The 25,675-nt window shown below is 73.1% G+C and carries 22 protein-coding genes and 1 pseudogene; 10 read left to right on the plus strand and 13 right to left on the minus strand.

Going from position 1 to position 25,675, the window contains the following annotated elements:
- Positions 1-63: 63 nt before the first annotated feature.
- Positions 64-2,391, minus strand: coding sequence for a hypothetical protein (locus tag KWI83_RS11690; RefSeq protein WP_374106294.1), 2,328 nt, complete (start codon positions 2,389-2,391; stop codon positions 64-66).
- A 303-nt stretch (positions 2,392-2,694) separates the two neighbouring features.
- Here KWI83_RS11690 and KWI83_RS11695 point away from each other — a divergent pair, with 303 nt between their 5' ends.
- Positions 2,695-3,525 (plus strand): DeoR/GlpR family DNA-binding transcription regulator, encoded by an 831-nt coding sequence (locus tag KWI83_RS11695; RefSeq protein WP_218514255.1) that lies wholly within the window; start codon positions 2,695-2,697, stop codon positions 3,523-3,525.
- A gap of 82 nt (positions 3,526-3,607) precedes the next feature.
- Positions 3,608-4,072, plus strand: a complete 465-nt coding sequence (locus tag KWI83_RS11700) for an SRPBCC family protein (protein WP_218514256.1) — start codon at positions 3,608-3,610, stop codon at positions 4,070-4,072.
- Positions 4,073-4,093: 21 nt separating this feature from the next.
- On the opposite strand, the gene KWI83_RS11705 is transcribed toward KWI83_RS11700, so the two are convergent.
- A complete protein-coding gene (locus tag KWI83_RS11705; RefSeq protein ID WP_218514257.1) occupies positions 4,094-5,218 on the minus strand; it encodes a PLP-dependent cysteine synthase family protein in 1,125 nt (374 codons plus the stop codon).
- 933 nt (positions 5,219-6,151) lie between these two features.
- Between KWI83_RS11705 and KWI83_RS11710 the strand changes: the two genes are divergently transcribed.
- Together KWI83_RS11710 and KWI83_RS11715 are read left to right on the plus strand one after the other, a co-directional pair.
- The gene (locus KWI83_RS11710) at positions 6,152-6,475 is read left to right on the plus strand and encodes a hypothetical protein (RefSeq protein WP_218514258.1); all 324 of its coding nucleotides are present in this window, start codon (positions 6,152-6,154) and stop codon (positions 6,473-6,475) included.
- 294 nt (positions 6,476-6,769) lie between these two features.
- The gene (locus tag KWI83_RS11715) at positions 6,770-7,294 is read left to right on the plus strand and encodes an ATP-binding protein (protein WP_218514259.1); all 525 of its coding nucleotides are present in this window, start codon (positions 6,770-6,772) and stop codon (positions 7,292-7,294) included.
- A 40-nt stretch (positions 7,295-7,334) separates the two neighbouring features.
- On the opposite strand, the pseudogene KWI83_RS11720 reads toward KWI83_RS11715, so the two are convergent.
- Positions 7,335-7,740 (minus strand): annotated as a pseudogene (locus tag KWI83_RS11720) (FtsX-like permease family protein); the annotation flags it as partial.
- 35 nt (positions 7,741-7,775) lie between these two features.
- Between KWI83_RS11720 and KWI83_RS11725 the strand changes: the two are divergent.
- The 3 genes from KWI83_RS11725 to KWI83_RS11735 are packed head-to-tail and all read left to right on the plus strand — an operon-like array spanning position 7,776 to position 9,860.
- On the plus strand, positions 7,776-8,363 hold the full coding sequence (locus KWI83_RS11725) for a TetR/AcrR family transcriptional regulator (RefSeq protein ID WP_218514260.1): 588 nt from the start codon (positions 7,776-7,778) through the stop codon (positions 8,361-8,363).
- 4 nt (positions 8,364-8,367) lie between these two features.
- On the plus strand, positions 8,368-8,952 hold the full coding sequence (locus tag KWI83_RS11730) for a DUF4865 family protein (RefSeq protein WP_218514261.1): 585 nt from the start codon (positions 8,368-8,370) through the stop codon (positions 8,950-8,952).
- A complete protein-coding gene (locus KWI83_RS11735; protein WP_218514262.1) occupies positions 8,949-9,860 on the plus strand; it encodes a phosphotriesterase in 912 nt (303 codons plus the stop codon). Before KWI83_RS11730 ends, KWI83_RS11735 begins: the two co-directional genes overlap by 4 nt.
- 208 nt (positions 9,861-10,068) lie before the next feature.
- Here the strand turns inward: KWI83_RS11735 and KWI83_RS11740 are convergent, their stop codons facing one another.
- Both KWI83_RS11740 and KWI83_RS11745 read right to left on the minus strand, forming a co-directional pair.
- Positions 10,069-11,313: an ROK family protein gene (locus KWI83_RS11740; protein ID WP_218514263.1), complete on the minus strand. Its 1,245-nt coding sequence runs from the start codon at positions 11,311-11,313 to the stop codon at positions 10,069-10,071.
- Entirely contained in the window at positions 11,310-12,008 is a 699-nt protein-coding gene (locus KWI83_RS11745; protein ID WP_218514264.1) for an alpha-ketoglutarate-dependent dioxygenase AlkB, read from the minus strand. The genes KWI83_RS11740 and KWI83_RS11745 overlap by 4 nt, the downstream gene beginning before the upstream one ends.
- Before the next feature lie 69 nt (positions 12,009-12,077).
- On the opposite strand from KWI83_RS11745, the gene KWI83_RS11750 reads away from it, so the two are divergent.
- Complete coding sequence (locus KWI83_RS11750) at positions 12,078-13,214, plus strand: methyltransferase (protein ID WP_218514524.1); 1,137 nt, start codon at positions 12,078-12,080, stop codon at positions 13,212-13,214.
- Here KWI83_RS11750 and KWI83_RS11755 read toward each other — a convergent pair.
- Positions 13,204-14,064 carry a class II fructose-bisphosphate aldolase gene (locus KWI83_RS11755; protein WP_218514265.1) on the minus strand — a complete coding sequence of 287 codons (861 nt, stop codon included), beginning with the start codon at positions 14,062-14,064 and terminating at the stop codon, positions 13,204-13,206. The two genes, KWI83_RS11750 and KWI83_RS11755, sit on opposite strands and share 11 nt — an antisense overlap.
- Before the next feature lie 675 nt (positions 14,065-14,739).
- The gene (locus KWI83_RS11760; RefSeq protein ID WP_218514266.1) at positions 14,740-15,615 is read right to left on the minus strand and encodes an SIS domain-containing protein; all 876 of its coding nucleotides are present in this window, start codon (positions 15,613-15,615) and stop codon (positions 14,740-14,742) included.
- Between the two features lie 136 nt (positions 15,616-15,751).
- Here KWI83_RS11760 and KWI83_RS11765 point away from each other — a divergent pair, with 136 nt between their 5' ends.
- A complete protein-coding gene (locus KWI83_RS11765; RefSeq protein ID WP_218514267.1) occupies positions 15,752-16,531 on the plus strand; it encodes a DeoR/GlpR family DNA-binding transcription regulator in 780 nt (259 codons plus the stop codon).
- A 148-nt stretch (positions 16,532-16,679) separates the two neighbouring features.
- Positions 16,680-18,512 carry a glycoside hydrolase family 15 protein gene (locus KWI83_RS11770; RefSeq protein WP_218514268.1) on the plus strand — a complete coding sequence of 611 codons (1,833 nt, stop codon included), beginning with the start codon at positions 16,680-16,682 and terminating at the stop codon, positions 18,510-18,512.
- A gap of 47 nt (positions 18,513-18,559) precedes the next feature.
- On the opposite strand, the gene KWI83_RS11775 is transcribed toward KWI83_RS11770, so the two are convergent.
- The 6 genes from KWI83_RS11775 to KWI83_RS11800 form a co-directional block, all read right to left on the minus strand.
- Positions 18,560-19,819: a phosphodiester glycosidase family protein gene (locus KWI83_RS11775; protein ID WP_218514269.1), complete on the minus strand. Its 1,260-nt coding sequence runs from the start codon at positions 19,817-19,819 to the stop codon at positions 18,560-18,562.
- Positions 19,820-19,977: 158 nt separating this feature from the next.
- Positions 19,978-21,531, minus strand: coding sequence for an ATP-binding cassette domain-containing protein (locus KWI83_RS11780; RefSeq protein ID WP_308122032.1), 1,554 nt, complete (start codon positions 21,529-21,531; stop codon positions 19,978-19,980).
- Positions 21,528-22,328, minus strand: coding sequence for an ABC transporter permease (locus KWI83_RS11785; protein WP_218514270.1), 801 nt, complete (start codon positions 22,326-22,328; stop codon positions 21,528-21,530). The genes KWI83_RS11780 and KWI83_RS11785 overlap by 4 nt, the downstream gene beginning before the upstream one ends.
- On the minus strand, positions 22,325-23,278 hold the full coding sequence (locus tag KWI83_RS11790; RefSeq protein ID WP_218514271.1) for an ABC transporter permease: 954 nt from the start codon (positions 23,276-23,278) through the stop codon (positions 22,325-22,327). The genes KWI83_RS11785 and KWI83_RS11790 overlap by 4 nt, the downstream gene beginning before the upstream one ends.
- On the minus strand, positions 23,275-24,846 hold the full coding sequence (locus KWI83_RS11795; protein ID WP_218514272.1) for an ABC transporter substrate-binding protein: 1,572 nt from the start codon (positions 24,844-24,846) through the stop codon (positions 23,275-23,277). The genes KWI83_RS11790 and KWI83_RS11795 overlap by 4 nt, the downstream gene beginning before the upstream one ends.
- A 28-nt stretch (positions 24,847-24,874) precedes the next feature.
- A complete protein-coding gene (locus KWI83_RS11800; protein ID WP_218514273.1) occupies positions 24,875-25,669 on the minus strand; it encodes a bifunctional 2-polyprenyl-6-hydroxyphenol methylase/3-demethylubiquinol 3-O-methyltransferase UbiG in 795 nt (264 codons plus the stop codon).
- Positions 25,670-25,675: the final 6 nt, after the last annotated feature.

A 25,675-nucleotide genomic window follows, 5' to 3' on the forward strand; every position in this document is an offset into this window, starting at 1 on the left:
CCGCGATATGCCGTCGATCGTCTGCGGCACCGTCGTGGCCGTCGCTCCCCCCCCCCGACCTGCTCAGAGCCCGGCCCCGGGGCGCTGGCCCGGTAGGTCGGGGTGGAGCCGGTCGAGTAGGTGGCTGCGTTCTCGGTCGAAGGCGGGGTCGGCCTGGTAGTCGGAGTGGCCGAGGATCGGGGCGGGCAGGGGGTGCAGGTCGCTGCGGGCGTGGGCCAGGGGGTCCTTCATGGGCGCGCAGTCGACCCGCGGGCCGTCGCCGTCGGGCAGTCGTACGGGGCCGCCGATCGGGTCGGTGACGCGGTACAGGTTGCGCCAGCAGTCGACCTCGTCGTGCAGGGCGGCGAGGGCGGCCGGGCCGAAGTGGGCCGGGAACCAGCGGCCGTACAGGCGCCCCAGCGGTGAGCCGTACGTCAGCAGCGCGACCCGCTTGCGCACGGCCGGGCTCAGTTGCCAGGCCGCGGCGGCGGCCAGGACGCTGCCCTGGGAGTGGCCGGAGAGCACCAGGCGCCCGCCCGTCGTGCGGGTCCAGGTGGTGATCCGCCAGGTCAGGTCGGGCACCGCGCGCTCGGCGTAGCAGGGCGGTGAGAAGGGGTGGGCGGCGCGCGGCCAGAAGGTGCCGACGTCCCACAGGACGCCGATGGTGCGGCGCGCGGACCTGTCCTTGTAGGCGCGGCGGCCCAGGGTGACGAACAGGATGAAGCCGAGCCCGATCAGCCAGGAGCCGAGGGCCTGGGCGGTGTCCACGGCGCCGTGGACGAAGGGGTGGGTGTGCTGCGCGGCCTCGCTCGGGGTCTTGTCGGTCGTCATGGCGCCGGCCAGCGCGCCGGTGCCCAGGATCAGGGAGACGGTGGAGACGGCGGCGACGAAGAGGGGGCCGCGGTCGGTGAGCGTGGCCATCGCGCGAGTGCGTGCGATACGGCGGGTACGGTCGCGGTCCTCGGCCTCGCCCGCGTAGTCGCGTTCCACGACGGCGCGCTCGGCGCGGGCCAGCCCCAGGGTGCGCCAGGCCTGCCACCCGGCGAGCAGCAGCAGGACCACGAGCAGCGGCGGGATCACGGACGCCTGCCACGTCAGCAGGACCGGTGCGCCGGGGATGGACGCCCGGGTGCCGTCCACCCAGTCGGCGACCCGCTGCGACACGCCGCCGGACATCACCCCGCCCAGCGCGCAGGCCAGCATCGCGACGGCGGGTCCGGCCAGGCCCCGCATCGCGGTGCGCGGGTCGGGGTCGCTGCGGTACAGCAGGTGGGCGACGACCGCGAGGACGATCACCAGCAGGCCCTGGACCAGGGCGATGCCGCCGAAGGCCGCGTCGCCCGGCAGCCGGCCGTCGGATTCCCACCCCGGGCGCTCCCAGCAGGCGTACACCAGGGTGAGGACGAGCAGGACGAGCGCGCCGAGCGGCAGGTGTCGTACGGGAGAGGCGTCGATCTCCCGGTCGAGGTGCTTCTCGCTGCGGCCGCGTCGGCAGACCACCACGACCACCACCACGGCGCCGAGCACGAGCGCCGCCTCCAGCAGCCACCCCAGGGCCTCCAGGGCGGCCGGGCCGCCGGCCTCGCGGTCGTGCCGGGCGGCGGCCTGGGCGACGGCCGCGGCCACCGTGAGCAGGCCCGCGGCGGTGTGGGCGCCGCGCAGCCGGGCGACCAGGCGCCGGCCGTACCAGAAGCCGGGGCGGCCCAGCGCGCTGCGGGCGGTGTCCTCGCCGGGGTCGCGGACGAGCGGCCGTTCGGACTCGTAGGCGCTCCAGGTGCGCCGGGAGAGGTACCAGAGGAGGCCGACCAGGGCGGCGGGCACCAGGGACGCCAGGGCCAGGCGGCGGCCCGGCGGGCTCCACCAGCCGTCGCCGGACGCGGTGGGCGACAGGAAGTCCAGCCAGGTGTGCCGCTCGGCGCACGCCCGCGTGCCCGCGCACTGCCACGCCGTGAGGTCCAGGGCGACCTCGCAGGCGGCCGCGACCAGCAGCACGGTCAGGCTGAGGCCGACGAGCCGCACCAGCAGCCCGTAGAGCCGGATGGTGCGCGCCCGGTCGCGGGCCGTGGGGCGCATCCAGTGGGCGAGGTTGGCCACCATGAACGGCAGTAACAGCAGCCACAGGGCTCGCGCGCCGTTTCCGGAGGTGAGGTTGCACCAGACGTACGCCTCGGGCACCGGGCGCCCGTCGGGGTCGGTGGGACGGCTCTCCGCCTCGACGTCGTCGGCGCGGCGGAAGACGGCCGCCGTGTCGTCGCCGGAGACCCGCACGGTGCGCGGGTCGTCGAGCATGTGCTCGGGCGTGGCCCCGCCCACGCCGTGGACCAGCAGTTCCAGGGTGGCCCCGGCCTTCGCGGGCCGGGGCACGGGGCCGGTCACCCCGTCGTTCAAGCCGCGTTCCTGCGCGCTTTCCACTCTTCGCACTTCCCCCGTGTCGTGTGCACATCCCCCAGGACGCGCCGTCGGCATGTCCATGCGGGACACAGGATCTCCCCTGGCGGGGCGATGCACACCCCTCGACACGGAATCTCCCCGATCCGGGTGAGGAGCGAGCAACCGATGAGACCTAGGTGACATGTGCGCGTCGCGCAGCCGGTGGCGCGGCGCGGGCCAAGCCGTGCGAATATGGGACGCCAACGCACCAGGGGCGGGAGAATGTCCTAGTCGGAGCAGGTGCGAGGGCGTGTCGGACGGCTTGACGAAAGGACCGGAGCGTACGTGAGTGAGAATCAGAACCTCCTCGCGGAGCAGCGGCGCGCCCTGATCCTGGACGAGGTGCGGCGGCGCGGCGGCGTGCGGGTCAACGAGCTGACCCGCAAGCTCGGCGTGTCGGACATGACCGTCCGCCGCGATCTGGACGCGCTGGCCCGCCAGGGCGTCCTGGAGAAGGTGCACGGCGGTGCGGTGCCGGTGCTGGAGGCGAGCACCCACGAGCCGGGCTTCGAGGCCAAGTCGGGTCTGGAGCTGAGCGCCAAGGAGGACATCGCGAAGGCCGCGGCGGAGCTGGTGGCTCCGGGTTCGGCGATCGCGCTGTCGGGCGGTACGACGACGTATGCGCTGGCGCATCATCTGCTGGAGGTCCCCGACCTGACCGTCGTCACGAACTCGGTGCGGGTGGCGGACGTCTTCCACTCGTCGCAGCGCTCGTCCGGCCAGCGGCAGGGTGCGGCCACGGTGGTGCTGACCGGCGGGGTACGCACGCCGTCCGACTCGCTGGTGGGGCCGGTGGCCGACCAGGCGATCGCCACGCTCCACTTCGACGTGCTGTTCCTCGGTGTGCACGGGATATCGGCGGAGGCCGGTCTGTCGACGCCGAACCTCGCGGAGGCCGAGACGAACCGGCGGCTGGTGCAGTCGGCGCGCCGGGTCGTGGTGGTCGCCGACCACACCAAGTGGGGCACGGTGGGCCTGAGTTCGTTCGCGACGCTGGACCAGGTCGACACGCTGGTGACCGACGCCGGGCTGGCCGCCGAGGCGCGGGAGGAGATCGCGGAGCATCTGCGGCATCTGATCGTGGCGGGCGAGGACGAGGGCGCCGACGAGCTCTGACCCCGTTCCCGGCGCAGACATCCGACGGATCGCCAACTAGGGTGAGCGGCCCGGTGCCTGCTCGTCGCCCAGGGGGTTTCGTATGGCGCGCCGTCTGCGTCCGGTGGACGTCGACTTCTTGCTGTCCGCTCCGGTACGGCTGGTCTTCGCACGGGAGATCGCCGCTCCCCCGGAGCCGGTCTTCCGCGCGCTCGCCGAGGACGTGGCCGGCTGGACGGAGTGGTTCTCGGCGGTGACGCTGGCCCGGCCGACCGACAGCGGGCGGGAGGTCCGGCTGCGGGGCGGTACGCGGTTCGCGGAGACGGTTCTCGTGGCGAAGGCGCCCGAGGCGTACGCGTATCGCGTCGACGAGACCAACGCGCCGGGCGTCCGCGCGCTCGTCGAGGAGTGGCGGCTCGCGCCGGCCGGTGGCGGTACGCGGGTGCGGTGGACGTTCGCGGCCGACGGGCCGCCGGTGTTCCGGGCGGTGATGAGGCTGGCGCGACCGGGCTTCGGGCGGGCGTTCCGGGACGCGGTGACGGCGCTGGACCGGCGGCTGGCGCGGTAGGGCGCCGGGCGCCGTGGCGCGTCAGTCCGGCCAGACGCCCGTGGCCAGCAGCGACTCGATCGCCGCGCTGTACGGGGCGATGTCCAGGCCCTGCTCGGCCAGCCAGGCGTCCGAGTAGTACTTGTCGAGGTAGCGGTCGCCCGGGTCGCACAGCAGGGTGACCACGCTGCCGGTACGTCCCTCGGCGACCATCTCGGCGACGATCTTCAGGGCGCTCCACAGACCGGTGCCCGTCGAGCCGCCCGCCTTGCGGCCGATGGCCTGCTCCAGGGCACGCACCGCGGCGACGCTCGCCGCGTCCGGCACCTTCATCATGCGGTCGATCGCGCCGGGCACGAAGCTCGGCTCCATACGGGGCCGGCCGATGCCCTCGATACGGGAGCCGCAGTCGCAGGTGACGTCCGGATCGCCAGTGGTCCAGCCCTCGAAGAAGCAGGAGTTCTCCGGGTCGGCGACGCATACGCGGGTGTCGTACTGCATGTAGTGGACGTAGCGGGCGATGGTCGCGGAGGTGCCGCCGGTGCCGGCCGTGGCGACGATCCACGTCGGCTCCGGGAAGCGCTCCAACTCCAGCTGGCGGAAGATGGATTCGGCGATGTTGTTGTTGCCGCGCCAGTCCGTGGCCCGTTCCGCGTAGGTGAACTGGTCCATGTAGTGGCCGCCGGTCTCGGCCGCGAGGCGGGCGGACTCCTCGTACATCCTGCGGGAGTCGTCCACGAAGTGGCACCGGCCGCCGTGGAACTCGATCAGGCGGCACTTCTCGGCGCTGGTCGTGCGCGGCATCACCGCGATGAAGGGGACGCCGATCAGTTTCGCGAAGTACGCCTCGGAGACCGCCGTCGAGCCGCTGGACGCCTCGATCACCGGGCGGCCGGGGCGGATCCAGCCGTTGCAGAGGCCGTAGAGGAAGAGCGAGCGGGCGAGGCGGTGCTTGAGGCTGCCGGTGGGGTGGGTCGACTCGTCCTTGAGGTAGAGGTCGATGCCCCAGTGTTCCGGCAGCGGGAAGCGGAGGAGGTGCGTGTCGGCCGAGCGGTTGGCGTCGGCCTGCACCTTGCGGACGGCGTCCTTGAGCCAGACGCGGTAGGCGGCGTCGGTACGGTCGACGTCGAGAGTGGCGCCGGTCCGGGTCTGCTGGGGGGTGATCACGGCGGGGCTCCTTAGGGCTGCACGCCGACGGCGCGTCGCGCGGCCGACACCCCGATCATAAACAGCTTGCGCACGCTTCTCACCTGCATAAACGCATCTTTGGGCGGCTCAAAGGGGGCGCTGGGGGCGGGGTCGGTGGACTGCTCGACCGTCCCTTTGCGGGGGATGCCGCGCAGACGCTCGGGGAGACCGCCGTGCGCAGGCTCGCGAGCAGCCGTAATCCACCGCCCCGCGCGACCCGTCGCACACCGACCTCCCGGCTGACCACCACGCGACACCCCTCGGCGGAACGCCACGCAGACCAGACACCACACACACGCCGCCACAAGCCCGCCTCGCAAGAGACCGCCCACACACCGCCTCACGACGCCCATCGTCGCCTCGAACCTCGCGCAGACGCCCCGCAGACGACCGCCGCACGCCAGCCTCGCGAGAGACCGACACAACCGCCTCACGAGACCCATCACTGCACCAGCCTCCCAGCGGACCACCACGCGACACCCTCGGCGGAGCGCCACGCAGACGCCACACAGGCGACACAAGACGCCAGCCTCGCGCGGGACCACCACGCACCGCCTCACGAGACCCATCACTGCACCAGCCTCCCAGCGGACCACCACGCGACACCCCTCGACGAAACGCCACGCAGGCGCCGTACGGACGACCGCCAGGGCCCGGCCTCCCAGGAGAGCGTCATGTATCTCCTCGCGAGAGATCACCGCACCTCCTCGCGAGGGACCGCGCCTCGCACCCCGCACCGGCAGGAACGCACCACGCCCCGGCCCCCCTCGGGGGCGCATTCGCGTGAGTGCACCGGGTGGCCTATGCCCGGGTGACGTGCGCACTGGTGCGCGACTTCGGTGGCGGGCAGACTGCACCGGGTGGGACGGACACCCCGTACAGGACCCGCGGGCGACGAGGGGGCAGGAGGGTATGGCGGAGCCGGAGTTCAGGGCCTTGGGCGTGCGGATCGGGAAGGGTCTGCGCTCGCTCACCCGGGCCGGGCAGGTCCGGATCAGCGGCGGCCGGGTGGAGTTGCTCACCAGCTACGGCAGCGAGATCGACAGCGCGCCGGTGCAGGCGGTGCGGGCGTCGAAGCCGTGGTTCGCCTCCGGGGACCGCGCGCTGGCCGACCTCAACGGCAAGCGGTATGTGCTGACCCTGGGCGAGCACGACCCCGCCCCGGGCGAGCCGGGCCCACCCGCGGCACGCCGGTTCATAGAGGCCGTACGCAGGGCTGCGGGCCGTGGCAGCTGACGGGCGACCGACGAATGCCCGGGCCGGGGAGCGGCAGCGACGCACCACGGTGGCCGGGGATCGGCGGTGACGTACCACGGTGGCCGAGAACCTGCGGCGCCACACTCCGCCCCGAACGCCGCGAGTTGCAGCCCCACACCCCTTGCGCCACTCTGGTCTCACGTCACTCTGGGTTTACCGGCGATAACGCTGCGAACCAGCCCGCCGGCCACGACAGCAGGCGGCCGTTTCACGCAGGCGCTGCTGGATCCGAACTCCGTGTTCTTCCGGACCTCACGTCGGGGAGTCGCAGCCGTGATCAGTCACCCAAGCAGGCACTGCACGGTGGAGCTCCAAGCCCTGCCGTCGCGGATCGGCCAGGTCCGCAGAATCGTATCTGCGCAGTTGCGCTACTGGCATCTTGATCCCCTGATAGACCGAGCGGCGCTCGGTGTGACGGAGCTGCTCTCGAACGTCCACCGGCATGCCCAACCCGACAAGACGTGCACCGTGGAGATCGAGCTGCTGCTCGACCGGCTCATGGTCTCGGTGCGCGACCACGACCCGCGCCTACCCGTCGTTGCGGACGCGGATCCGCTGGCCACCTGCGGGCGTGGGCTCGCGATGGTGGCGGCGATGAGCGAGAGCTGGGGCGTACGGCCGGACGGCGACAACGGCAAGGTCGTCTGGTTCACGCTGCCCACGACGACCCCGGCCGTGAAGGCACCGCCGCGCCCGGCCCGCCGCACGGCCACGGAGCCCGCGCGCCGCTTCGCGGACGTCGAGCCCGTCGGCCGCGCGCCCGAACACACTCCCGCCCGGTCGGCCGTTGTCGGCTGACCGGGCGGTGAGCGGGCCGCGCGGGACTCGCCGAACGGCGTCACTCCGTGGCGATCGCCCGCAGTACGTCCAGCCGGGCGGCACGCCGGGCCGAGCGCGGCCCCGCGAGGGCTCCGGCCACGAGGCCCACCAGCGCCACCACCGCCAGGTGCAAGGGCGGCACGCTCAAGGTGAAAGGCGCTGTCGCTCGCGCCGTCGGAGGCCGCCGCCAGGACCCAGCCGAGGAAGGCACCGAGGCCGAGCCCGCCAGCCCGCCGTACCGAACGCGGCGACCAGGACTGACTCCCAGCGGACCATGGCCCGAAGTTGGGGCCGGGTCTGGCCGACGACCCGCAGCAGGCCCAGTGCGAGGACTGCGCGTACTCCTCGCGGGTCCGCACGTCCGGGTTTCCGTACCGCGCGGCGACCCGTTCCACGGCGGCCACGCCCCGCCCACGCCCACGCCCTCCCAGGACGGGGCCGGCGTTCTGTAACTACTAGTATGTACAGTGGGTTCATGAGCACCTCGGAGCGACTGATCGAGTCCACCCGTGAGCTGCTGTGGGAGCGCGGCTATGTGGGGACGAGCCCGAAGGCGATCCTGGAGCGCGCGGGCGCCGGACAGGGCAGCATGTACCACCACTTCAAGGGCAAGCCGGACCTCGCCCTGGCCGCGATCCGGCGGACCGCCGAGGAGATGCGGGCTACCGCCGAGGGAGTACTCGGCGGTCCCGGAACGCCGTACGAACGGATCGAGGCGTATCTGCGGCGCGAGCGCGATGTGCTGCGCGGCTGCCCGGTGGGCCGGCTGACCATGGACCCGGACGTGATCGCGAGCGACGAGCTGCGCGCCCCCGTCGACGAGACCCTCGACTGGCTCCGCGAACGACTCGCGGCACTGGTCGAGCAGGGCCAGGAGCAGGGGCAGTTCGCGCCACACCTGGACGGCGAGGAGATCGCCGCGGCGATCGTCGCGACCGTGCAGGGCGGTTACGTCCTGGCCCGCGCGTCCGGGTCCCCGGCCGCCTTCGACACGGGGGTCCGTGGGCTGCTGGCCCTGCTCGCCCCGCCGCCCACCCGAGGGGACTGATCCGATGCACGCCATGCAGTACCAGCTCACCCTGCCCGCCGACTACGAGATGGACGTCATCCGCGCGCGCGTGGCACGCCTCGGGCATCTGCTGGACGACTGGGCAGGACTGGGCTTCAAGGCGTATCTGATCCGCGAGCGCGGGGTGCACGGATCGCCGGTCAACCAGTACGCGCCCTTCTACCTGTGGCGCACCGTGGAGGGCCTGAACTCCTTCCTCTGGGGAGGCGGATTCCAGGGCCTCAGCGACGACTTCGGGCGACCTGTGGTGCGGCAGTGGGCGGGTCTGGCGTACGAGGAGGGCGGCGCCGTCGGTGCGCACGCGCGCGTGGCCGTCCGCAGGAGCACACCCGTGCCGGAGGGTGTGGTGCTGTCGGAGGTGGCCGGGGACGCGGTGCGCGAGGCGGAGCGGCTGGCCGCCCAGGACGGTGCGCTGTGTGCGGCCGCGGCCGTGGACGCCGCGCGCTGGGAGCTGGTCCACTTCTCGCTCTGGGCGGACCACACGGCCAAGGCCGAGGGTGAGGTGTTCCAGGTGCTGCGTCTGTCCGCGCCGGAGCGGGAGTCGCTGCCGCGGGGGCGCCAGTGGTGAGCACGGTCCGCACGGTGCTGGGGGATGTCCTCCCCGAGCACCTCGGCGTGTGCGACGCGCACGATCACCTGTTCCTCTCCACTCCCCTGCTGCCCGGTCAGGAGCTCCGGGACGCCGCTGCGGCGCGGGCCGAGATGGCCGCGTTCCGCGCGCAGGGCGGGGGCGGCGTGGTGCAGTGGACGCCGTACGGGCTGGGGCGGCGGGCCGCCGATCTGCCCGCGCTCGCCCGGGAGAGCGGGGTGCATGTGGTGGCCGCGACGGGGCTGCACCAGGCCGGTCACTACGGCGAGGGGACGCTGGAGCGGCTGCGCGGGCGGCTCGTGGACGTGTTCGTCGCCGAACTGACGGAGGGCATCGGCACGTCGGGCGTCCGTGCGGGGTTCGTCAAGGTCGCGGGCGGGTTCCACACGCTGGACGCGCACGCCCGCTGGACCATGGCCGCCGCGGCCGAGGCCCACCACGCGACCGGCGCGCCGGTCGCCGTCCACCTGGAGCTGGGCACGGGCGCACTCGACGTACTGGACCTGCTGTGCGGGGAGTTGGCTGTGCCGCCGCACCGGGTGGTCCTCGGGCACCTCAACCGCTCCCCCGACTTCGTCGTGCACCGCCAGGCCGCCGAGGCAGGTGCCTACCTGGCCTTCGACGGCCCGTCCCGCGCCCACCACGCCACGGACTGGCGCATGCCGAACGCCGTACGGGCGCTGGCCGAGGCCGGCGGATGCGCGGATCGTCTGCTCCTCGGGGGCGACACCGCCACCGCCGGGGCGCGTTCGGTGAGCGGCGGCCCCGGGATGCCGTATCTGCTGCGCCGGGTGCGGCCGAGGCTCGAACTGGCGGTGGGGGTCGAGGTGGTGGAACGCATGCTCACCGAGAACCCGGCACGGGCCTTCTCCGTGGAGTGGCGCTGACCGGCGCCGGGCGATGTCCACCGACGGCCTGAGCCTGGCGGGCGTGGGCCCCACGGCGGGCGCCGAGGCGGGCCGTGCGGGAGCAGTTGCCGACCATGTAGGTACACGAAGGCCCTGGACCGCTACGGCGAGGCCCAGAATCACATCGACGGCGGCGCCGCGCCGTAGCAGCGGCGCCCCTTTGCGCCGCCCTGTGCACCGGCCTCCGTCACGCCGCCGTCAGCGCCCCCAGCGGATCGTCCAGCACCGGCTGCCAGGCCAACTCGGCCGCTCCGACCAGGCTGTTGTGGTCCAGGGAGCAGGCCAGGATCGGCACTCCGCCGCTCTGCCCCCACAGGCTGCGGTCGGCGACCACCGCCCGCAGTCGCTCGGGATCGGCGTCCAGGAGGGTGCGGTGCAGGCCGCCCAGGATGATCCGGTCGGGGTTGAGGATGTTCACGAGACCGGCGAGGCCCAGCCCCAGCCGGTCGATGAGCGCCTCGGCGGCCGTGCGGACGGCGGGGTCGGTGTACTCGTGCCGGATCAGGTCGTTGGCCTGCTTCAGCAGGGACACCTCGGGGCCGGGGTCGCGGCCCGCCGTGGTGAGGAAGGCCAGCGGGTCGGCCTCGACGTCCAGGCAGCCGCGGCTGCCGCAGTGGCAGGGGCGGCCCTCGGGGTTGACGGTGAGGTGGCCGACCTCCAGTGCCAGGCCCGAACTGCCCATGTGCAGCCGCCCGTCGAGCACCAGCGCGCCGCCGACGCCGCGGTGCCCGGTGGCCACGCACAGCAGGTCGCGGGCGCCACGACCGGCGCCGTGCCGGTGCTCGGCGAGCGCGGCGAGGTTGACGTCGTTGGCCGCGAACGCGGGCCCGGTGATCCCGGCCGCGCGAACGCACTCGGCGAAGATCTCCCGCACGGGTGCCCCCGCCGGCCACGCCAGGTGCAGTGGGTTGAGCGCCAGCCCGGCCGGTTCGGCGACCGCCGACGGCACGGCGAGCCCGGCGCCCACGCAGCGCCGCCCGGTCTCGCGCAGCAACCCGGCGCCCGCCTCCACCACCGAGCCGAGGACCTTCGCCGGGTCGGCGTCGACGGTCTCGCAGCCGGGCGCGGTGGCGACGATCCGCCCGCCGAGGCCGACCAGGGCGGCCCGGAAGCCGTCGGCGTGCACCTGCGCGGCGAGCGCCACGGGGCCGCCCTCGGCGAGTTCCAGCCGGTGCGAGGGGCGGCCCTGGGAACCGGCGGCGGCACCGGGCCGGGCGTCGACCCGGATCAGGCCGAGCGCCTCCAGTTCCGCGGCGACCGCGCCCGCCGTGGCCCGGGTGACGCCGAGTTCGGCGGTGAGGACGGCGCGGGTCGGGGCCCGCCCGGTGTGCACGAGCTCCAACGCGGGGCCGAGCGCTCCGCGCCCCCGGTCCAACCGCGTTCTTGAGGTGGTCCCTTCCCCCGCCGCCCGGGGGTCCGCCTTGCCGCTCATGAGGGCGAGTCTCCCATGATCCGTTTCGTCCCGGCGGCCACCGCCTGGAAGCCGCTCACCCGCAGGGTGATGTTCAGCCGCCCGGTCAGCCCCAGCCAGTCCGGCGCCGTCCCCGGCCGCACCCGCGGCACCCCGTGGTAGGCGCGCCGCGACGGCCCCCCGAACACGAACAGGTCGCCGCTGCGCAGCTCGACGTCCGTGTACGGGCGCGACCGGCTCTCGGTGTTGCCGAAGCGGAAGACGCAGGTGTCCCCGAGGCTCAGGGACACCACCGGCGCGTCCGACTTCTCGTCGCTGTCGCGGTGCATCCCCATGCGGGCGTCGGCGTCGTAGAAGTTGATCAGCGCGATGTCGTACGAGGCTCCGGTCGCCGCCTGAGCACCGAGCGCGTCGGTCACCGCACCCCGGCCCAGTGCGCCGAGCCAGGCCGGGAAGGGCTTCACCGGGGTGCCGTCGCCGTCGACGACCGTGCGGGCGTAGGCGTACGGGTACCAGTGCCAGCCCAGGCAGACCTGCCGGGCGGTCATGGTGCCGCCGCCCGGGGTGCGGACGGTGCGCAGCCCGGCGGGTGGCCGCGCCCACTCCCGGCAGGCGCGCAGCAGCTCACGCTGGCCGTCCCCGTCCAGCCAGCCCGGCACGTGCACCGCGCCGGGCGCGATCTCCGTAGGGTCCCTGGGGAACAGCTCGGCGTCCATGCCCTCCATCCTCCCGCACCGGCCGTGAGCTGCGGCTCCGCTAGCCTGGACGGCACGATGAACGACCGTATGACGACGCCCTGGGGCGAGCTTGCGCCGACCCGTTTTCCCGAGGACCCGCGTGACCGCCTGCGCGCGTGGGACGCCTCCGACGAGTATCTGCTCAGGCATCTCGCGGACCAGGAAGTCCCGCTGTCCGGCACGGTCGTGGTGCTCGGGGACCGCTGGGGCGCGCTGGTCACGGCGCTGGCGAAACACGCGCCGGTACAGATCACCGACTCCTACCTCGCCCGGGAGGCGACCCGGGCCAACCTCGCCCGGTGCGGCGTCGAGCCGGGCACCGTGTCGCTGCTCACCACGCAGGACTCCCCGCCCGAGCGGATCGATGTGCTCCTCGTGCGTGTCCCGAAGAGCCTGGCGCTGCTGGAGGACCAGTTGCTGCGGCTGGCGCCCGCCGTGCACGAGGGCACGGTCGTCGTCGGCACCGGCATGGTGAAGGAGATCCACACCTCGACGCTGAGCCTCTTCGAGCGGATCCTCGGCCCGACGCGTACCTCGCTCGCGGTGAAGAAGGCCCGGCTGATCTTCTGCACACCGGATCCGTCGCTGGAGCGGCCCGCGAACCCGTGGCCGTACAGCTACACGCTGCCCGAAGGCATCGGCACGGTGTCCGGGCGCACGGTGGTCAACCACGCGGGCGTCTTCTGCGCCGACCGGCTCGACATCGGCACGCGGTTCTTCCTCGCGCATCTGCCGCGGACGCGCGGGGCGGCGCGCCGGGTGGTGGACCTTGGGTGCGGCAACGGTGTCGTCGGTACGGCGGTGGCGCTGGCCGATCCGGCCGCCGAGGTGCTGTTCGTGGACGAGTCGTTCCAGGCCGTGGCCTCGGCGGAGGCGACGTACCGGGCGAACGGGGTGCCCGGGCACGCCGAGTTCCGGGTCGGGGACGGGCTGGCCGGGGTGCCGTCCGGCAGTGTCGACCTGGTCCTGAACAACCCGCCCTTCCACTCCCACCAGGCGACGACCGACGCGACCGCGTGGCGGATGTTCACGGGGGCGCGGCGGACGTTGCGGCCGGGCGGTGAGCTGTGGGTGATCGGCAACCGCCATCTCGGGTACCACGTAAGGCTGCGGCGGCTGTTCGGGAACAGCGAACTCGTGGCGAGCGACCCGAAGTTCGTGGTGCTGAAGGCCGTCAAGCGGTAGGCGCGCCGAGCGTACGCAGGATCCCCGCCACCGTCCGGACCATCGCCTCCCGGCCGACGCTGAGGTACGTGCGCGAGTCGACGGCCTCCGGGTGCGCGGCGAGGAACTCCCTGATCGCGCCGGTCATGGCGATGTTGAGGGCGGTACCGACGTTGACCTTGGTGATGCCGCCCGCGACCGCCGCGGTGAGTTCGTCGTCCGGGACTCCTGAGGAGCCGTGCAGGACGAGGGGGACGTCCAGGGTGCCGGAGAGGCGTTTGAGGAGGGCGTGGTCGAGGGTGGCCGTGCGGGTGGTCATGGCGTGGCTGCTGCCGATGGCGACGGCCAGCGCGTCCACCGCCGTGTCCGCGACGAAGGCCCTGGCCTGGTCGGGGTCGGTACGGGCGCCGGGCGCGTGGGCGTCCAGCGCTGACTGTCCGTCCTTGCCGCCGACCTGACCCAACTCGGCCTCGATCCACAGCCCTTGGGCGTGCGCCCAGTCGGCTGCGGCGCGGGTCGCGGCGCGGTTCTCGGCGTAGGGCAGGCGCGCGGCGTCGTACATGACGGAGCTGAACCCGGCGTCCGGCGCCTGCCGGAGCAGGCCGTCGCTCTGGATGTGGTCGAGGTGCAACCCGACGGGTACGGCGGCCCGTTCGGCGGCGGCGACGGCGGCGCGGGCGAGCGGGAGCAGTCGGCCGTAGCGGAACTTGACGGCGTTCTCGCTGACTTGGAGGACGACGGGGCTCTGGACGGACTCGGCGCCCGCGATGACGGCCTCGATGTGTTCCAGCGTGATGATGTTGAAGGCGGCGACGGCGGAGTGGGCCTGACCGGCACGCGTGACGAGCTCGCCAGTGGTCACCAGGGGCATGGCTTCTCCTTGTGGGGGTTGCTCAGAGGGTCACGGGGGCACGGGGCTGGGTCTCCCCTTGCGGGGCTGCTCGGAGGGTGACGGGGGGGCGGGGGCTCGGTCTCCCCTCGCAGGGCTGCTCAGATGGTCACTGGGGCACGGGGCTCGGTCTCCCCTCGCGGGGCTGCTCGGAGGACCGCGCGGTCACGGGGCTCGGTTTCTCCTTGCGGGCGCGGCTGACAGGACCACGCGGTCGCAGGGGCCACGGCTTCCCCTGCGGGCGCGGCTCACAGCACCGCGCGGCCGTCGGGGAGCTCAGCTTCTCCCTGCGGGGCTTGTTCAGAGGGTCACGGGGGGAACGGGTGGTCGGCTTCCCCTTGCGGGGCTACGCAGAGCACCACGCGGTCACAGGACGCTCGGCTTCCCCCTGCGGGCGCGACTCACAGCGCCGCGCGGTCACAAGACGCTCGACTTCCCCTGCGGGCGCGACTCACAGCGCCGCGCGGTCACAAGACGCTCGACTTCCCCTGCGGGCGCGACTCACAGCGCCGCGCGGTCACAAGACGCTCGACTTCCCCTGCGGGCGCGACTCACAGCACCACCCGGTCACAAGACACGTGGCTCCCCCCGCGGGCGCGGCTGACAGGATCACGCGGTCGCTGGGCACGGCTTCCCCCTCGTCCCTTCCGGCGCCGCTCACAGGATCACCGAGCGGGTGAGATGGCGGGGCCGGTCGGGGTCGAGGCCGCGGGCTGTTGCGGCGGCGACTGCGAGGCGCTGGGCTCGGATGAGTTCGGCGAGCGGGTCGAGGTCGGCCGCCACCCACTGTCCGCCGGTGGCCCGGACCTGTTCGGCGAGTCCTTCGGGCGCGGGACCCAGCATCCAGGTCGCGGTGCCGTGTGTGGTGATGCTGAGGGGGCCGTGCCGGTACTCCATCGCCGGGTAGGACTCGGTCCAGGCCTGGGCCGCCTCGCGCATCTTCAGGGCGGCCTCGTGGGCGAGCCCCACGGTCCAGCCGGTGCCGAGGAAGGTGAACTGGCCGCGCCCGACGAGTCCTTCGGGCAGGTCCGTGGCCAGTGCGGTGCGGGCGTCCGTGATGACGGCGTCGGTGTGCAGGCCCAGGTGGGCGCGGAGCAGGGTGAGCGCGGTGGTGGCGAAGCGGGTCTGTACGACCGACCGCTCGTCGGCGAAGTCGAGTACGACCACGTCGTCGGCGGCGTCCGTGACGGGCGTGTGCGGGTCGGCGGTGATGGCGGAGGTGCGGGTACGTCCGTTCACCTTCCGGAGCAGGTCGAGCACCTCGGTGGTGGTGCCGGAGCGGCTCAGGGCGAGGACGCGGTCGTAGCTGCGGCCGTGCGGGAACTCCGAGGCGGCGAAGGCGTCGGTCTCGCCCTGCCCGGCACCCTCGCGCAGGGCCGCGGCGGACTGCGCCATGAAGTACGAGGTGCCGCATCCGACGATCGCGACCCGCTCCCCCGGCGCGGGCAGCGCCCCGCGGTGCTCCGGCGCGAGCACCGCGGCCCGGTTCCAGCACTCCGGCTGGCTGCGCAGCTCGTCCTCGACGTGTGTCATGCCGTACCCCTCCCTACAGACGCCTGCATGTGATTGTTCCTGCAAGGTACAGTGCATTTTCGAGCAGGATCAAGCAATCCGGCCCAGTGGGAGGTCCGCTAGGGTCACGGGACGAGGAACGCGGACGGAGGAACGGATGTCGCGGGACGCCCGCTGGAAGGCGCTGCTGGAACTGCTCGTCGAGCGCGGTCGGCTGGACGTCGAGGAGGCCGCCGCCGAGCTGGAGGTGTCGGCGGCGACGATCCGCCGGGACTTCGACCGGCTCGCCGAGCAGCAGATGCTCGTCCGCACCCGTGGCGGCGCGGTGGTCCACGGGGTGTCGTACGAACTGCCCCTGCGTTACAAGACCGCCCGCCGCGCCTCCGAGAAGCAGCGCATCGCCCAGGCGGTCGCCGACCTCATCACGCCCGGCGAGGCGGTCGGGCTGACCGGCGGCACGACCACCACCGAGGTGGCACGGGCCCTGGCCGTGCGCGGCGACCTCGCCTCCGGCTCGCCCGCGCTGACCGTCGTCACGAACGCGCTGAACATCGCCAACGAGCTGGCCGTGCGCCCCCAGTTCAAGATCGTGGTCACGGGCGGGGTCGCGCGGGCCCAGTCGTACGAACTCATCGGGCCGCTCGCGGACGGTGTGCTGAGCCAGATCACGCTGGACGTGGCGGTGCTCGGGGTCGTCGCGCTCGACGTCGTGGACGGGGCGACGGCCCACGACGAGGCGGAGGCCGCGATCAACCGGCTGCTGTGCGAGCGCGCCGAGCGGGTGGTCGTCGCGGCCGACTCCAGCAAGCTGGGACGGCGTGCCTTCGCCCGGATCTGCGGTACCGAACTGGTGGACACGCTGGTCACGGACGCGGCGGTGGAGGAGGACATGGTCCGGCGGTTCGAGGAGGCGGGGGTGGCGGTGGCAGCGGTCTGATCGACCCCACTGGTCGTCTGATCGACCCCACTGGTCGTCTGATCGACCGCACTGGTCGTCTGATCCACCGGACCTCCTCGTTCACCCCGCCCACCCGTTCGATCCCGCCTAAGCTGGAAGCGCTGTAGGGCCGGTCTGGGAGGCGGCGATGGTCGGAACACCGAGCGGCGGGGCGACCGGGCACTCCGGGTATCTGCCGATCGCCGAGCACGGGCTGATCGGCGACCTGCGCAGCGTTGCCCTGGTGGGCACCGACGGCACGATCGACTGGTACTGCTGCGGGGCGTTCGACGCGCCCAGCGTCTTCGCGGCGATCCTGGACACGGAGCGCGGCGGCTGTTTCGAGCTGGCGGCGGCCGTGCCCGCGAAGAGCAAGCAGTTCTACTTCCCCGACACCAATGTCCTGATCACCCGTTTCTTCACCGAGGACGGCGTCGGCGAGGTGCAGGACTTCATGCCGATCAGCGGCGAGTCGGTCGAGGCCGAACGGCACCGGCTGATCCGGCGGGTGCTGTGCGTACGCGGTTCCATCCCGTTCCGCGCACGAGTGGCGCCCCGGTTCGACTACGGCGCCCAGCCGCACACCCTGCGCATGGTCGGCGACGTTGCGGTGTTCGACTCCGCCGAGCTGTCGCTGGGGCTCACCGCCACGGTCCCCCTGGAGGCCGACGGGCTCGACGCACGCGCCGACTTCAAGCTCGCCGAAGGTGAGTGTGCGGTGTTCGCGCTGGACCAGGTCGGCGGCGATGTGGCGCCACGAGGGTGCCCGAGCATGGAGGCGGAGCTGCAGTTCGCGGCGACGGTGGCGTACTGGCGGCGGTGGCTGTCCGCCTCCAAGTACCGGGGCCGCTGGCGGGAGATGGTGCACCGCTCGGCGCTCACCCTGAAGCTGCTCACCTACGCGCCCACCGGCGCGATCGTGGCCGCGCCGACCACGAGCCTGCCCGAGCAGCTCGGCGGCGAACGCAACTGGGACTACCGGTACGTGTGGGTGCGCGACGCCGCCTTCTGCGTGTACGCGCTGCTGCGGCTGGGCTTCACCGGCGAGGCCGCCGAGTTCATGAAGTTCGTGACCCGGCACATCAGTCCGGGCGACGGCAAGCCGTCGGGCCCGCTGCAGATCATGTACGGCATCGACGGCCGCACCGATCTGCCCGAGCGTGAACTCATCCACCTGGAGGGGCATCACGGCTCGACGCCGGTGCGGGTCGGCAACGCCGCCGCCGAGCAGCTCCAGCTCGACATCTACGGCGCGCTGATCGACTCCATCTACCTGTACGACAAGTGGGCGCAGCCGATCTCCAGCGGCCAGTGGGACGACGTCTGCTCGCTGGTCGACTGGGTGTGCGAGCACTGGGACCAGCCGGACGAGGGCATCTGGGAGACCCGCGGCGGCCGCAAGAACTTCCTGTACTCACGGCTGATGTGCTGGGTGGCGATCGAACGCGCCATCCGGATGGCCAACCGGCGCGGTCTGCCCGCCGACCTGGTCCGGTGGCGGGGCGCCCGCGACACGATCTACCGGCGGATCATGAGCCGTGGCTGGTCCGAGCGGCGGCAGGCGTTCGTCCAGCACGAGGACGACGAGGTGCTCGACGCGGCGGTGCTGATGATGCCGCTGACGAAGTTCATCGCGCCCACCGACCCCAAGTGGCTGTCCACACTGGACGCCCTCACCCAGGACCTGGTGTCCGACTCGCTGGTCTACCGCTACGACCCGGTGGCCAGCCCCGACGGACTGCGCGGCGACGAGGGCACGTTCTCGATCTGCTCGTTCTGGTACGTCGAGGCCATGGTGCACGCCGGGCGGGTGGACGAGGCACGGCTGGCGTTCGAGAAGATGCTCACCTACGCCAACCATCTCGGCCTGTACGCCGAGGAGATCAGCCACACCGGCGAGCAGCAGGGCAACTTCCCGCAGGCGTTCACCCATCTCGCGCTGATCAGCGCGGCGTTCAACCTGGACAAGGCCCTCGGCTGACCGGCCGGGCGCCACGGCTCGGCCGGTCGGCGACGTAGCGGGCAGGGTCAGTCGCGGAAGACCAGCGCGTCGCCGACGCGCCGCTCGGTCGTGCCGCTCGGCCGGTTCACCAGCTCGCCCCGCACGGACATGGCGGTGGAGCCGCCACCGTCGAGGTTGACCGCGTCGTGCAGGCCCAGCGCGTGGGCGACGGCGGCGGTCTCGTCCATGGTGGTGCCGACGCTGCTCGTCATCCGGCCGTCGATGGTCGCGAGGACGATCCGGCCGTCCTTCGTCGTACCGGCGACGGTGCGGGGGTTGCGGGCGAAGAAGCCGCCCGAACCGTCCGGTACGACGATCTGGCCGTCGGCGGTCAGCCGGTAGCGGCCGTTGACGCCGGACAGGCTCTTGCGCAGCGGGAGCCTGTCGCCCTTCTCGTCGACGAGGACGGACGTCGTCCGCAGGCAGCCGTTCCCCGCCACCTGCGCCAGGGTGGCCGCTTCACGGCCGGTCGCCTGGAGGGACGTCTGACCGGCGGTCAGCTCGGTGCCCCGGGTCGTCGCGGTGCGGACCACACAGCCGCGCCGGTCGAGGACGACCTCGACACCCGCGCCGGACGGGGTGGCCGCGGCGAACTCGGGCGTGAAGCGGACGACGTCACCGGGCTGGGTGCACGCGGTCTGGTCCGTGAGGGCGGCGCACCCGGCGGGGACGACCGGCGGGTGGTTGAGGAACTCCAGCGGCAGGCTCGCCCCGGTCTCGCGGTTCTGCACGCTGCCGGACCAGCTCAGCTTGCCCATCAGGACCCGGTCGCTGCGCGAGTCGACGACGAAATCGACCTCGGCGGGGTCACGGGTCGGCTCGCTGAGCAACTTGCCGCCGTACAGACCGAGCCCGACCGGGTCGCCCGGGTACTGGCGGCTGGCGGTGAAGGTGAAGAACGAGCCGTTGACGCCCGCGAGTGCCCCGGTGGCGCGGACGAGGTCGGTGGTCTTCTCGGTGCGGGCGAGATCGGGGCCGTAGGTGGCCTCCAGGTGGCCACGGGTCTTGCGCGGGTCGATGGTCAGGACGTTGACCACCCAGGGGCCGCGGGTCGTGGTCTCGATCTGGTCGGCCGGAGCGGGCTCGGTGCCCCGGACGACACGGGTGAGGGTGACACCGTCGGCCAGGGACTGAGTGGTACGGGTCTCCGCCAGGTCGGCGTCGCCCAGGGGCAGGGCCGGGTCGGCGGCGGCGGCCTGCCCGGACGGGGCGGCCAGGAGGGCCAGGGCGGCGGCGGTGGCCGCTGCGGCACGCGACAGTCCGGCTCTGTACGAGGTCGTTGTCATGCCCGCGAGCGTCCGAGCCGCAGGCAACGGCCACCGTTGCCCGAGTTGACGACACAGCACCGCCCGAGTTAACAACGGCCCGCCGGGCAAGGCAAGTTGCCCGGGAGGTGACGGCCACGGGGAACGGCGCGTTTCCGGGCGGTGACGCCGACGCGCCGTCAGGTCCCGGCCGCCAGACGCGCGGTGGTCTCCGTGAGGGACGCGGTGAAGGGGTGCCGTGGCGCGCCGAGCACCTGGTCGGCCGGTCCCTGCTCGACCAGTTCGCCCGCGTCCAGGACGGCGATGCGGTGGGCCAGGCGGGCGGTGTCCAGGTCGTGGGTGATCAGGACGAGGGAGAGGTCGTCGCGGTCCCTCAGCAGACCGGCCAGCACGTCGAGGATGCCGCGGCGGGTGACGGTGTCGAGGCCGGAGGTGATCTCGTCGCAGATCAGGACCCGGGGGTGGGCGAGCAGGGCGCGGGCGAGGGCGGCACGCTGGAGTTCGCCGCCGGAGAGCCGGGCGGGGCGGCGGCCGGCCAGTTCCTCCGGGAGGCCGAGGCGGCTGAGCGTGGCGAGTGCCTCCGCGCGAGCGGTCCGCTCGTCGACGCCGCGCAGGCGTACGGCCGTACGGGCGACCTGGGCGAGGACGGGGCGGTACTCGTCGAAGGCGGCGCGGGCGTCCTGGAAGACGTACTGCACCGCCGCCAGTTGCTCACGGTCACGCTGCCGCAGGCTGCGCGGCAGGGCACGGCCGTCGAGCAGGATCTCCGCGCTGTGGTCGCGGTGGAGCCCCGCCAGACAGCGGGCCAGGGTGGACTTGCCGCTGCCGGAACGGCCTACGACGGCCAGGCACTCGCCCGCGCGGAGGGTGAGCTCCGGGACACGGACCGCCACCGTGGCATCGCGGCCCCCATCGCGGTGACGGGCCGTCAAGTCCCTTACGCACAGGGCCTCGGTGTGGTCCGGGGCGGCCTCGTCCGTGGCCGCGGGCGCCTGCGCGTCCAGCAGACGGCGTGTCCACTCGTGACGCGGGGCGAGCCACAGCCGCTCGGGCGGGCCCGACTCGACGACCTGCCCGGCGCGCATGACCAGGACGTCGTCGGCGAGGGCCCGCACGACATCGAGGTCGTGGCTGAGCAGGACCACCGCGATGCCCTTCGCCGCCACCGCCGACAGCTCGTCGACGATCCGGCTCTTGGTCAGGGCGTCCTGACCGGTGGTGGGTTCGTCCGCGACGATGACGCGGGCGCCGAGCAGGAGCGCCTGGGCGAGGACGACGCGCTGCTGCTGGCCGCCGGACAACTGGTGCGGGTAGCGGTCCAGCAGGGCCTCGGCGTCCGGAAGTTGTGCGTCGGCCAGCGCTTGCAGGACGTGTGCGCGGGCCGCCGCCTTCCGCTCACGGCGGGGCAGGTCCCGTACCCGGTCGCGGGCGATGTCGTACAGGAGCGCCGACACGCGGCGGGCGGGGTTGAGCACGGCTGCCGGATGCTGGGGCACATAGCCGACGCCCGCCGGTGCGCGTACGTCACCGGTGACCCGGGCGCCCGGCGGGTACTCCCCGAGCAGCGCGAGGCCGGTGGTGGTCTTGCCGCTGCCCGAGGCGCCGACGAGCGCGGTGACCTCGCCGGGCAGGACCCGCAGGTCGACGCCGTCGACGATGGCCCTGCCGTCGATCTCGACGCGCAGGTTCGCGATCTGGGCGACGGGGTCCGGTTGTTTCAGCACGTCGTTCACGGCTGTCGTTCCTTCTGTGTGCTGCGCTTGTCCAGTGCGGCGTCGAAGAGCAGGTTGCTGCCCATCGTCAGGGCGACGATCAGCAGGGCGGGCACCACGACGGCCCAGGGCTGCACGGCGAGGCCGGTGCGGTTGCGGTCGACCATGACCGCCCAGTCGGCGGCGTCCGGGGCGACTCCGACGCCGAGGAAGGCGGCCGTCGCCACCAGGTAGAGCACGCCGGTGAGCCGCACTCCCGCGTCGGCGGCGAGGGTGCGCAGGGTGGCGCGGCCGACATAGCCGACGGCCATGCGCCACCAGGTCTCGCCCTGCATGCGCAGCGCCTCGACGGCGGGCCGGGCGGCGGCCTCCGCGGCGGCGGCGCGGACGATCCTGGCGGCGTCCGGGATGTTGACCACGGCCACGAGCAGCGCGAGCCCGACCGCGCCGGGCTCGAACACCGATGCCACCAGCAGGATCAGCAGCAGCGACGGCACGGCGAGCAGCACGTCCAGGGGCCGCATCAGGAGTTCCTCCAGCCAGCGCCGGTGCGTGAGCGCACTGAGCAGCCCTAGGGGTATCGCCACGGCGTAGGCCAGCGCGGTCGCGGCGAGCGCGGTCACCACGACCGGGCGGCCGCCGTGCAGCACCTGCTGCCAGACGTCCCGTCCGACGAAGTCGGTGCCGAGCCAGTGCCCGTCGCCGAGCGCGAAGGACATCCCGCGCGGGTCCGGTTCGCCCGCGAACAGCGGCCCCAGCAGGGCGAGTACGACCGGCACGCAGATGACGGCCGTACCGAGCGCGAATCGGGACCTCACGCGGCCACCCCCGCTCGCGGTGCGAACCTGTGGGCGACGAGGTCGGCACCAAGATTGAGTACGACGGTCAGGACGCCGAAGACCACGGCCAGGCCCTGCACCACCGGCACGTCCCGTTCGGCGACGGCGTTGAGCAGGACCGTGCCCAGTCCGGGGATCACGTAGAGGGCCTCCACGACGATGACGCCGCACAGCAACCAGTCGATGGTGCGGGCGAGTTGCTGCGCGGCCGGGGCGAGGGCGTTGGGCAGGGCGTGCGCGTAGCGGACGCGGGCGCCGGTGACGCCGTAGCGGCGGGCGTGCACCGCGTACGGGGCGGCCAGGGCGTCGACCATGCCGGCCCGCACCAGGCGGGACAGCGAGCAGACGGGCCGGGAGAGCAGCACGAGCACGGGCAGGACCAGCGCGGCCGGATGGGCGAGCAGGTCGGTGCCGTAGCCGACGGCGGTCGGCGGCAGCCAGCCCAGCTGGAGTGCCAGCACGCTGACCAGCAGCACACCCAGCGCGAACTCCGGGACGGCGTACACGGCGAGCGTCACCGAGCTGACCAGCCGGTCGATCAGCCGCCCCTCGTGCCGGGCGGCCAGCACACCGAGGCCGAAACCGAGCGGCACCAGCAGGACCACGGTGAGCGCGGCCAGCAAGAGCGTGGGGCCGAACCCGTCGGTGATGTACTGGCTGACCGGTCGGCCGGAGGCCAGCGAGGTGCCGAAGTCGCCGTGCAGCAGGCCCGCCGCCCAGTCGGCCAGCCGCTCGTACGCCGGCCGGTCCAGCTGCATGGCCTCGCGGATCGCCGCGATACGCGCCGGGTCGGGCTGGTCGCCGGCCAGGGCGACCGCGGCGTCGCCCGGCAGCGCCTCGGTGAGCGCGAAGACCAGCAGCACGACGGCCACGGTCTGCGCGACGCCGAGGAGCAGCCGCCGGGCGACGAAGGAGCGCAGTCCGCTCACCCGAGCCATACCTTGTCGAAGCGCGCCCAGTCGAGGGTGTTGGCGGGCGCGTCGCGCTCGACTCCCTTCACGTTGCGGGCCGTTCCGAGGATCCAGTCGGCGAAGCCCCACACCAGGAAGCCGCCCTCGGTGTACAGGCGGCGCTGCATGCGCTCGTAGACCGCGGCCCGTTCGGTCTTGTCCCGGGTGGACTGGGCCTGCTGGTAGAGCGCGTCGAAGTCCTTGTGCTGCCACTTGGTGGCGTTGGTGGTGGAGTCGCTGAGCAGCCGCTGGGAGATGTGCGCCTCGATGGGCATGGCGCCGGAGCGGTAGCAGGCGAGGGTGCCGGAGTCGAGGATGTCGCTCCAGTAGGAGTCCTTGCTGCCCATCTTCACCTCGATGGTGACGCCCGCCTTCTTCGCCTGGTCGCGGAAGATGCTGGCCGCCTCCGTGAACCCGGCGGCGACGGCCGAGGTGTCGAGGGTGACCTTCAGGTTGTCGGCGCCGGCCTGCTTGAGCAGGGCGCGGGCCTTGTCGAGGTCCTGTTCGCGCTGCGGGAGGCCGTCGGCGTAGTACTCGTAGCCCTTGCCGAACAGGTCGTTGCCGATCTCGCCCGCGCCCGACAGCGCGCCGTCGACGAGTTCCTTGCGGTCGGCGATGAGGAAGAACGCCTGCCGGACCCGCTTGTCGTCGAAGGGCGGCCGGTCGGTCTTCATCACGAACGCCTGCATGGCGCTGTTGCGCAACCGGACGATCTCGATCTGGCCCTGGTTCTCGTGGGCGCGCGCGGTGGTCGGGTTGAGCTCGTGCGCGTACTCGACCTGACCGCCGAGCAGGGCGTTGACACGGGCGGACTCCTCGTTGGCGACGACGAACTCCAGCTCGTCGAGGTGGGGGGCGCCCTCCCAGTAGTCGTCGTAGCGGCGGAACACGGCCGAGCGGCCGGGGGCGAAGGAGACGAACCGGAACGGGCCGGAGCCGATCGGCTTCTTGTCGAAGTCCGACGCGTTCTCGGGGACGATGTACGCGCCGAACGCGGCCAGCACGTTGGGGAATTCGGCGGTCGGCCGCTTGAGGACGAACTCGACGCTCCGCTCGCCGGTGGCGCGGCTGGCGTCGAGGTCGATGGGTTCCAGGGACGCCTTGGCGCGGAACGCCTGCTTGGGGTCGGCGATGCGGCGGTAGCTGTAGAGGACGTCGGCGGCGGTGACCGGCTTGCCGTCGTGGAAGGTGGCCTCGCGCAGGGTGACCTGCCAGCGGTCGAGGGTCTTGTTCGCCTCCCACTTGGTGGCGAGGCGGGGTTCGGCGGCCAGGTCGGGGCCGTAGTCGGCGAGCTTGTCGAACAGCGCCTTGGCGCGGGCCGCGTCCACGAAGAGGTTGGCCAGGTGCGGGTCGAGGGTCTCGCTGGCGCCGCCCCCGGCGAAGGCGGCACGCAGCCGTCCGCCGCGCTTGGGCTTGCCGTCGCCCTCGCTCGTGGCGGGGCTGTCGGAGGAGCCGCAGCCGGTGAGGGCCAGGGCGCCGAGGGAGGCGGCGCCGGTGGCGGCGAGGAAGCCGCGGCGGCGCAGGCCTGCGAAGCGTTCGTCGTGCATGAGTGGTCCTTGGGGAGAGAGGGACAGGTCAGTGGGGGGTGGTGAGGCGCGCGACGACGTGCAGCCGGTCGGCGTCGGTCGTCATGCCGGGCAAGCGGCCCTCGCGCCAGGCGGGCTCCGTGCGCGGGCCCGGCCCGTCGTGGAGATCGAGCACCTCGAAACCGTGCGCGGCCAGTACGTACCGCAGCTCCTGCGGGAAGAGCAGCCGCCAGGCGGAGCGCTGCTGAACGGGCGGCGATCCGTCGTCCGCGGTCCACACCCGCACCCGGCGCAGGAGCTGGGCCGTGCGGTCCACCGTGAGGGTGGTGGTGGAGCGGTACTCCGTGCCCCGCCAGGTGAAGGAGTTGACCTTCGGCGCATCGAGCAGGTCCGTGCGGCCCAGGAAGTAGGCGCCGTTGCGCATCTCCGCGACCAGCAGGCCCCCCGGCGCGAGGGCCTGGCGGCACGAGGTCAGAAAACCGTCGAGCTGGTCGTTGGTGTGGCAGTACAGCAGCGCGCTGTCCAGGCACACCACCGCGTCGAACGCGCCCCGGCCCAGATCGAAGCCGTGCAGGTCGGCGCGGACGTACGCGGGCCCGGGGTGGTGGACACGCGCGTGGGCGAGCATCGCCTCGGAGAGGTCCGCGCCGGTCACCCGGCGTCCGGCGGCGTGCAGATGGGCGGCGTCGCGCCCGGTGCCGCAGCCCAGGTCCAGGACGCGCGGTCCGGCGCCGTACCGCCGCAGGCAGTCCTCGGTCCAGCGCCCGGCCAGCCGGTCGGGGTCGGGGAAGCGGGCCTCGTACAGCTCGGGGTTGTCGGTGAGGAGGTTGGCGGCAGTGGTCATGGACAG

Origin of the sequence: Streptomyces sp. TRM70350, assembly GCF_019219825.1 — a bacterium.
Lineage (GTDB): Bacteria > Actinomycetota > Actinomycetes > Streptomycetales > Streptomycetaceae > Streptomyces.

What these genes read in the sequence shown, in the direction of transcription:
- KWI83_RS11700 (WP_218514256.1), top strand. Translation starts at nt 3,608, where the DNA reads ATGGCGCGCCGTCTGCGTCCGGTGGACGTCGACTTCTTGCTGTCCGCT.
- KWI83_RS11710 (WP_218514258.1), top strand. Translation starts at nt 6,152, where the DNA reads ATGGCGGAGCCGGAGTTCAGGGCCTTGGGCGTGCGGATCGGGAAGGGT.
- KWI83_RS11725 (WP_218514260.1), top strand. Translation starts at nt 7,776, where the DNA reads ATGTACAGTGGGTTCATGAGCACCTCGGAGCGACTGATCGAGTCCACC.
- KWI83_RS11730 (WP_218514261.1), top strand. Translation starts at nt 8,368, where the DNA reads ATGCACGCCATGCAGTACCAGCTCACCCTGCCCGCCGACTACGAGATG.
- KWI83_RS11740 (WP_218514263.1), bottom strand. Translation starts at nt 11,313, where the DNA reads ATGAGCGGCAAGGCGGACCCCCGGGCGGCGGGGGAAGGGACCACCTCA.
- KWI83_RS11745 (WP_218514264.1), bottom strand. Translation starts at nt 12,008, where the DNA reads ATGGACGCCGAGCTGTTCCCCAGGGACCCTACGGAGATCGCGCCCGGC.
- KWI83_RS11750 (WP_218514524.1), top strand. Translation starts at nt 12,078, where the DNA reads ATGACGACGCCCTGGGGCGAGCTTGCGCCGACCCGTTTTCCCGAGGAC.
- KWI83_RS11755 (WP_218514265.1), bottom strand. Translation starts at nt 14,064, where the DNA reads ATGCCCCTGGTGACCACTGGCGAGCTCGTCACGCGTGCCGGTCAGGCC.
- KWI83_RS11760 (WP_218514266.1), bottom strand. Translation starts at nt 15,615, where the DNA reads ATGACACACGTCGAGGACGAGCTGCGCAGCCAGCCGGAGTGCTGGAAC.
- KWI83_RS11765 (WP_218514267.1), top strand. Translation starts at nt 15,752, where the DNA reads ATGTCGCGGGACGCCCGCTGGAAGGCGCTGCTGGAACTGCTCGTCGAG.
- KWI83_RS11770 (WP_218514268.1), top strand. Translation starts at nt 16,680, where the DNA reads ATGGTCGGAACACCGAGCGGCGGGGCGACCGGGCACTCCGGGTATCTG.
- KWI83_RS11775 (WP_218514269.1), bottom strand. Translation starts at nt 19,819, where the DNA reads ATGACAACGACCTCGTACAGAGCCGGACTGTCGCGTGCCGCAGCGGCC.
- KWI83_RS11795 (WP_218514272.1), bottom strand. Translation starts at nt 24,846, where the DNA reads ATGCACGACGAACGCTTCGCAGGCCTGCGCCGCCGCGGCTTCCTCGCC.
- KWI83_RS11800 (WP_218514273.1), bottom strand. Translation starts at nt 25,669, where the DNA reads ATGACCACTGCCGCCAACCTCCTCACCGACAACCCCGAGCTGTACGAG.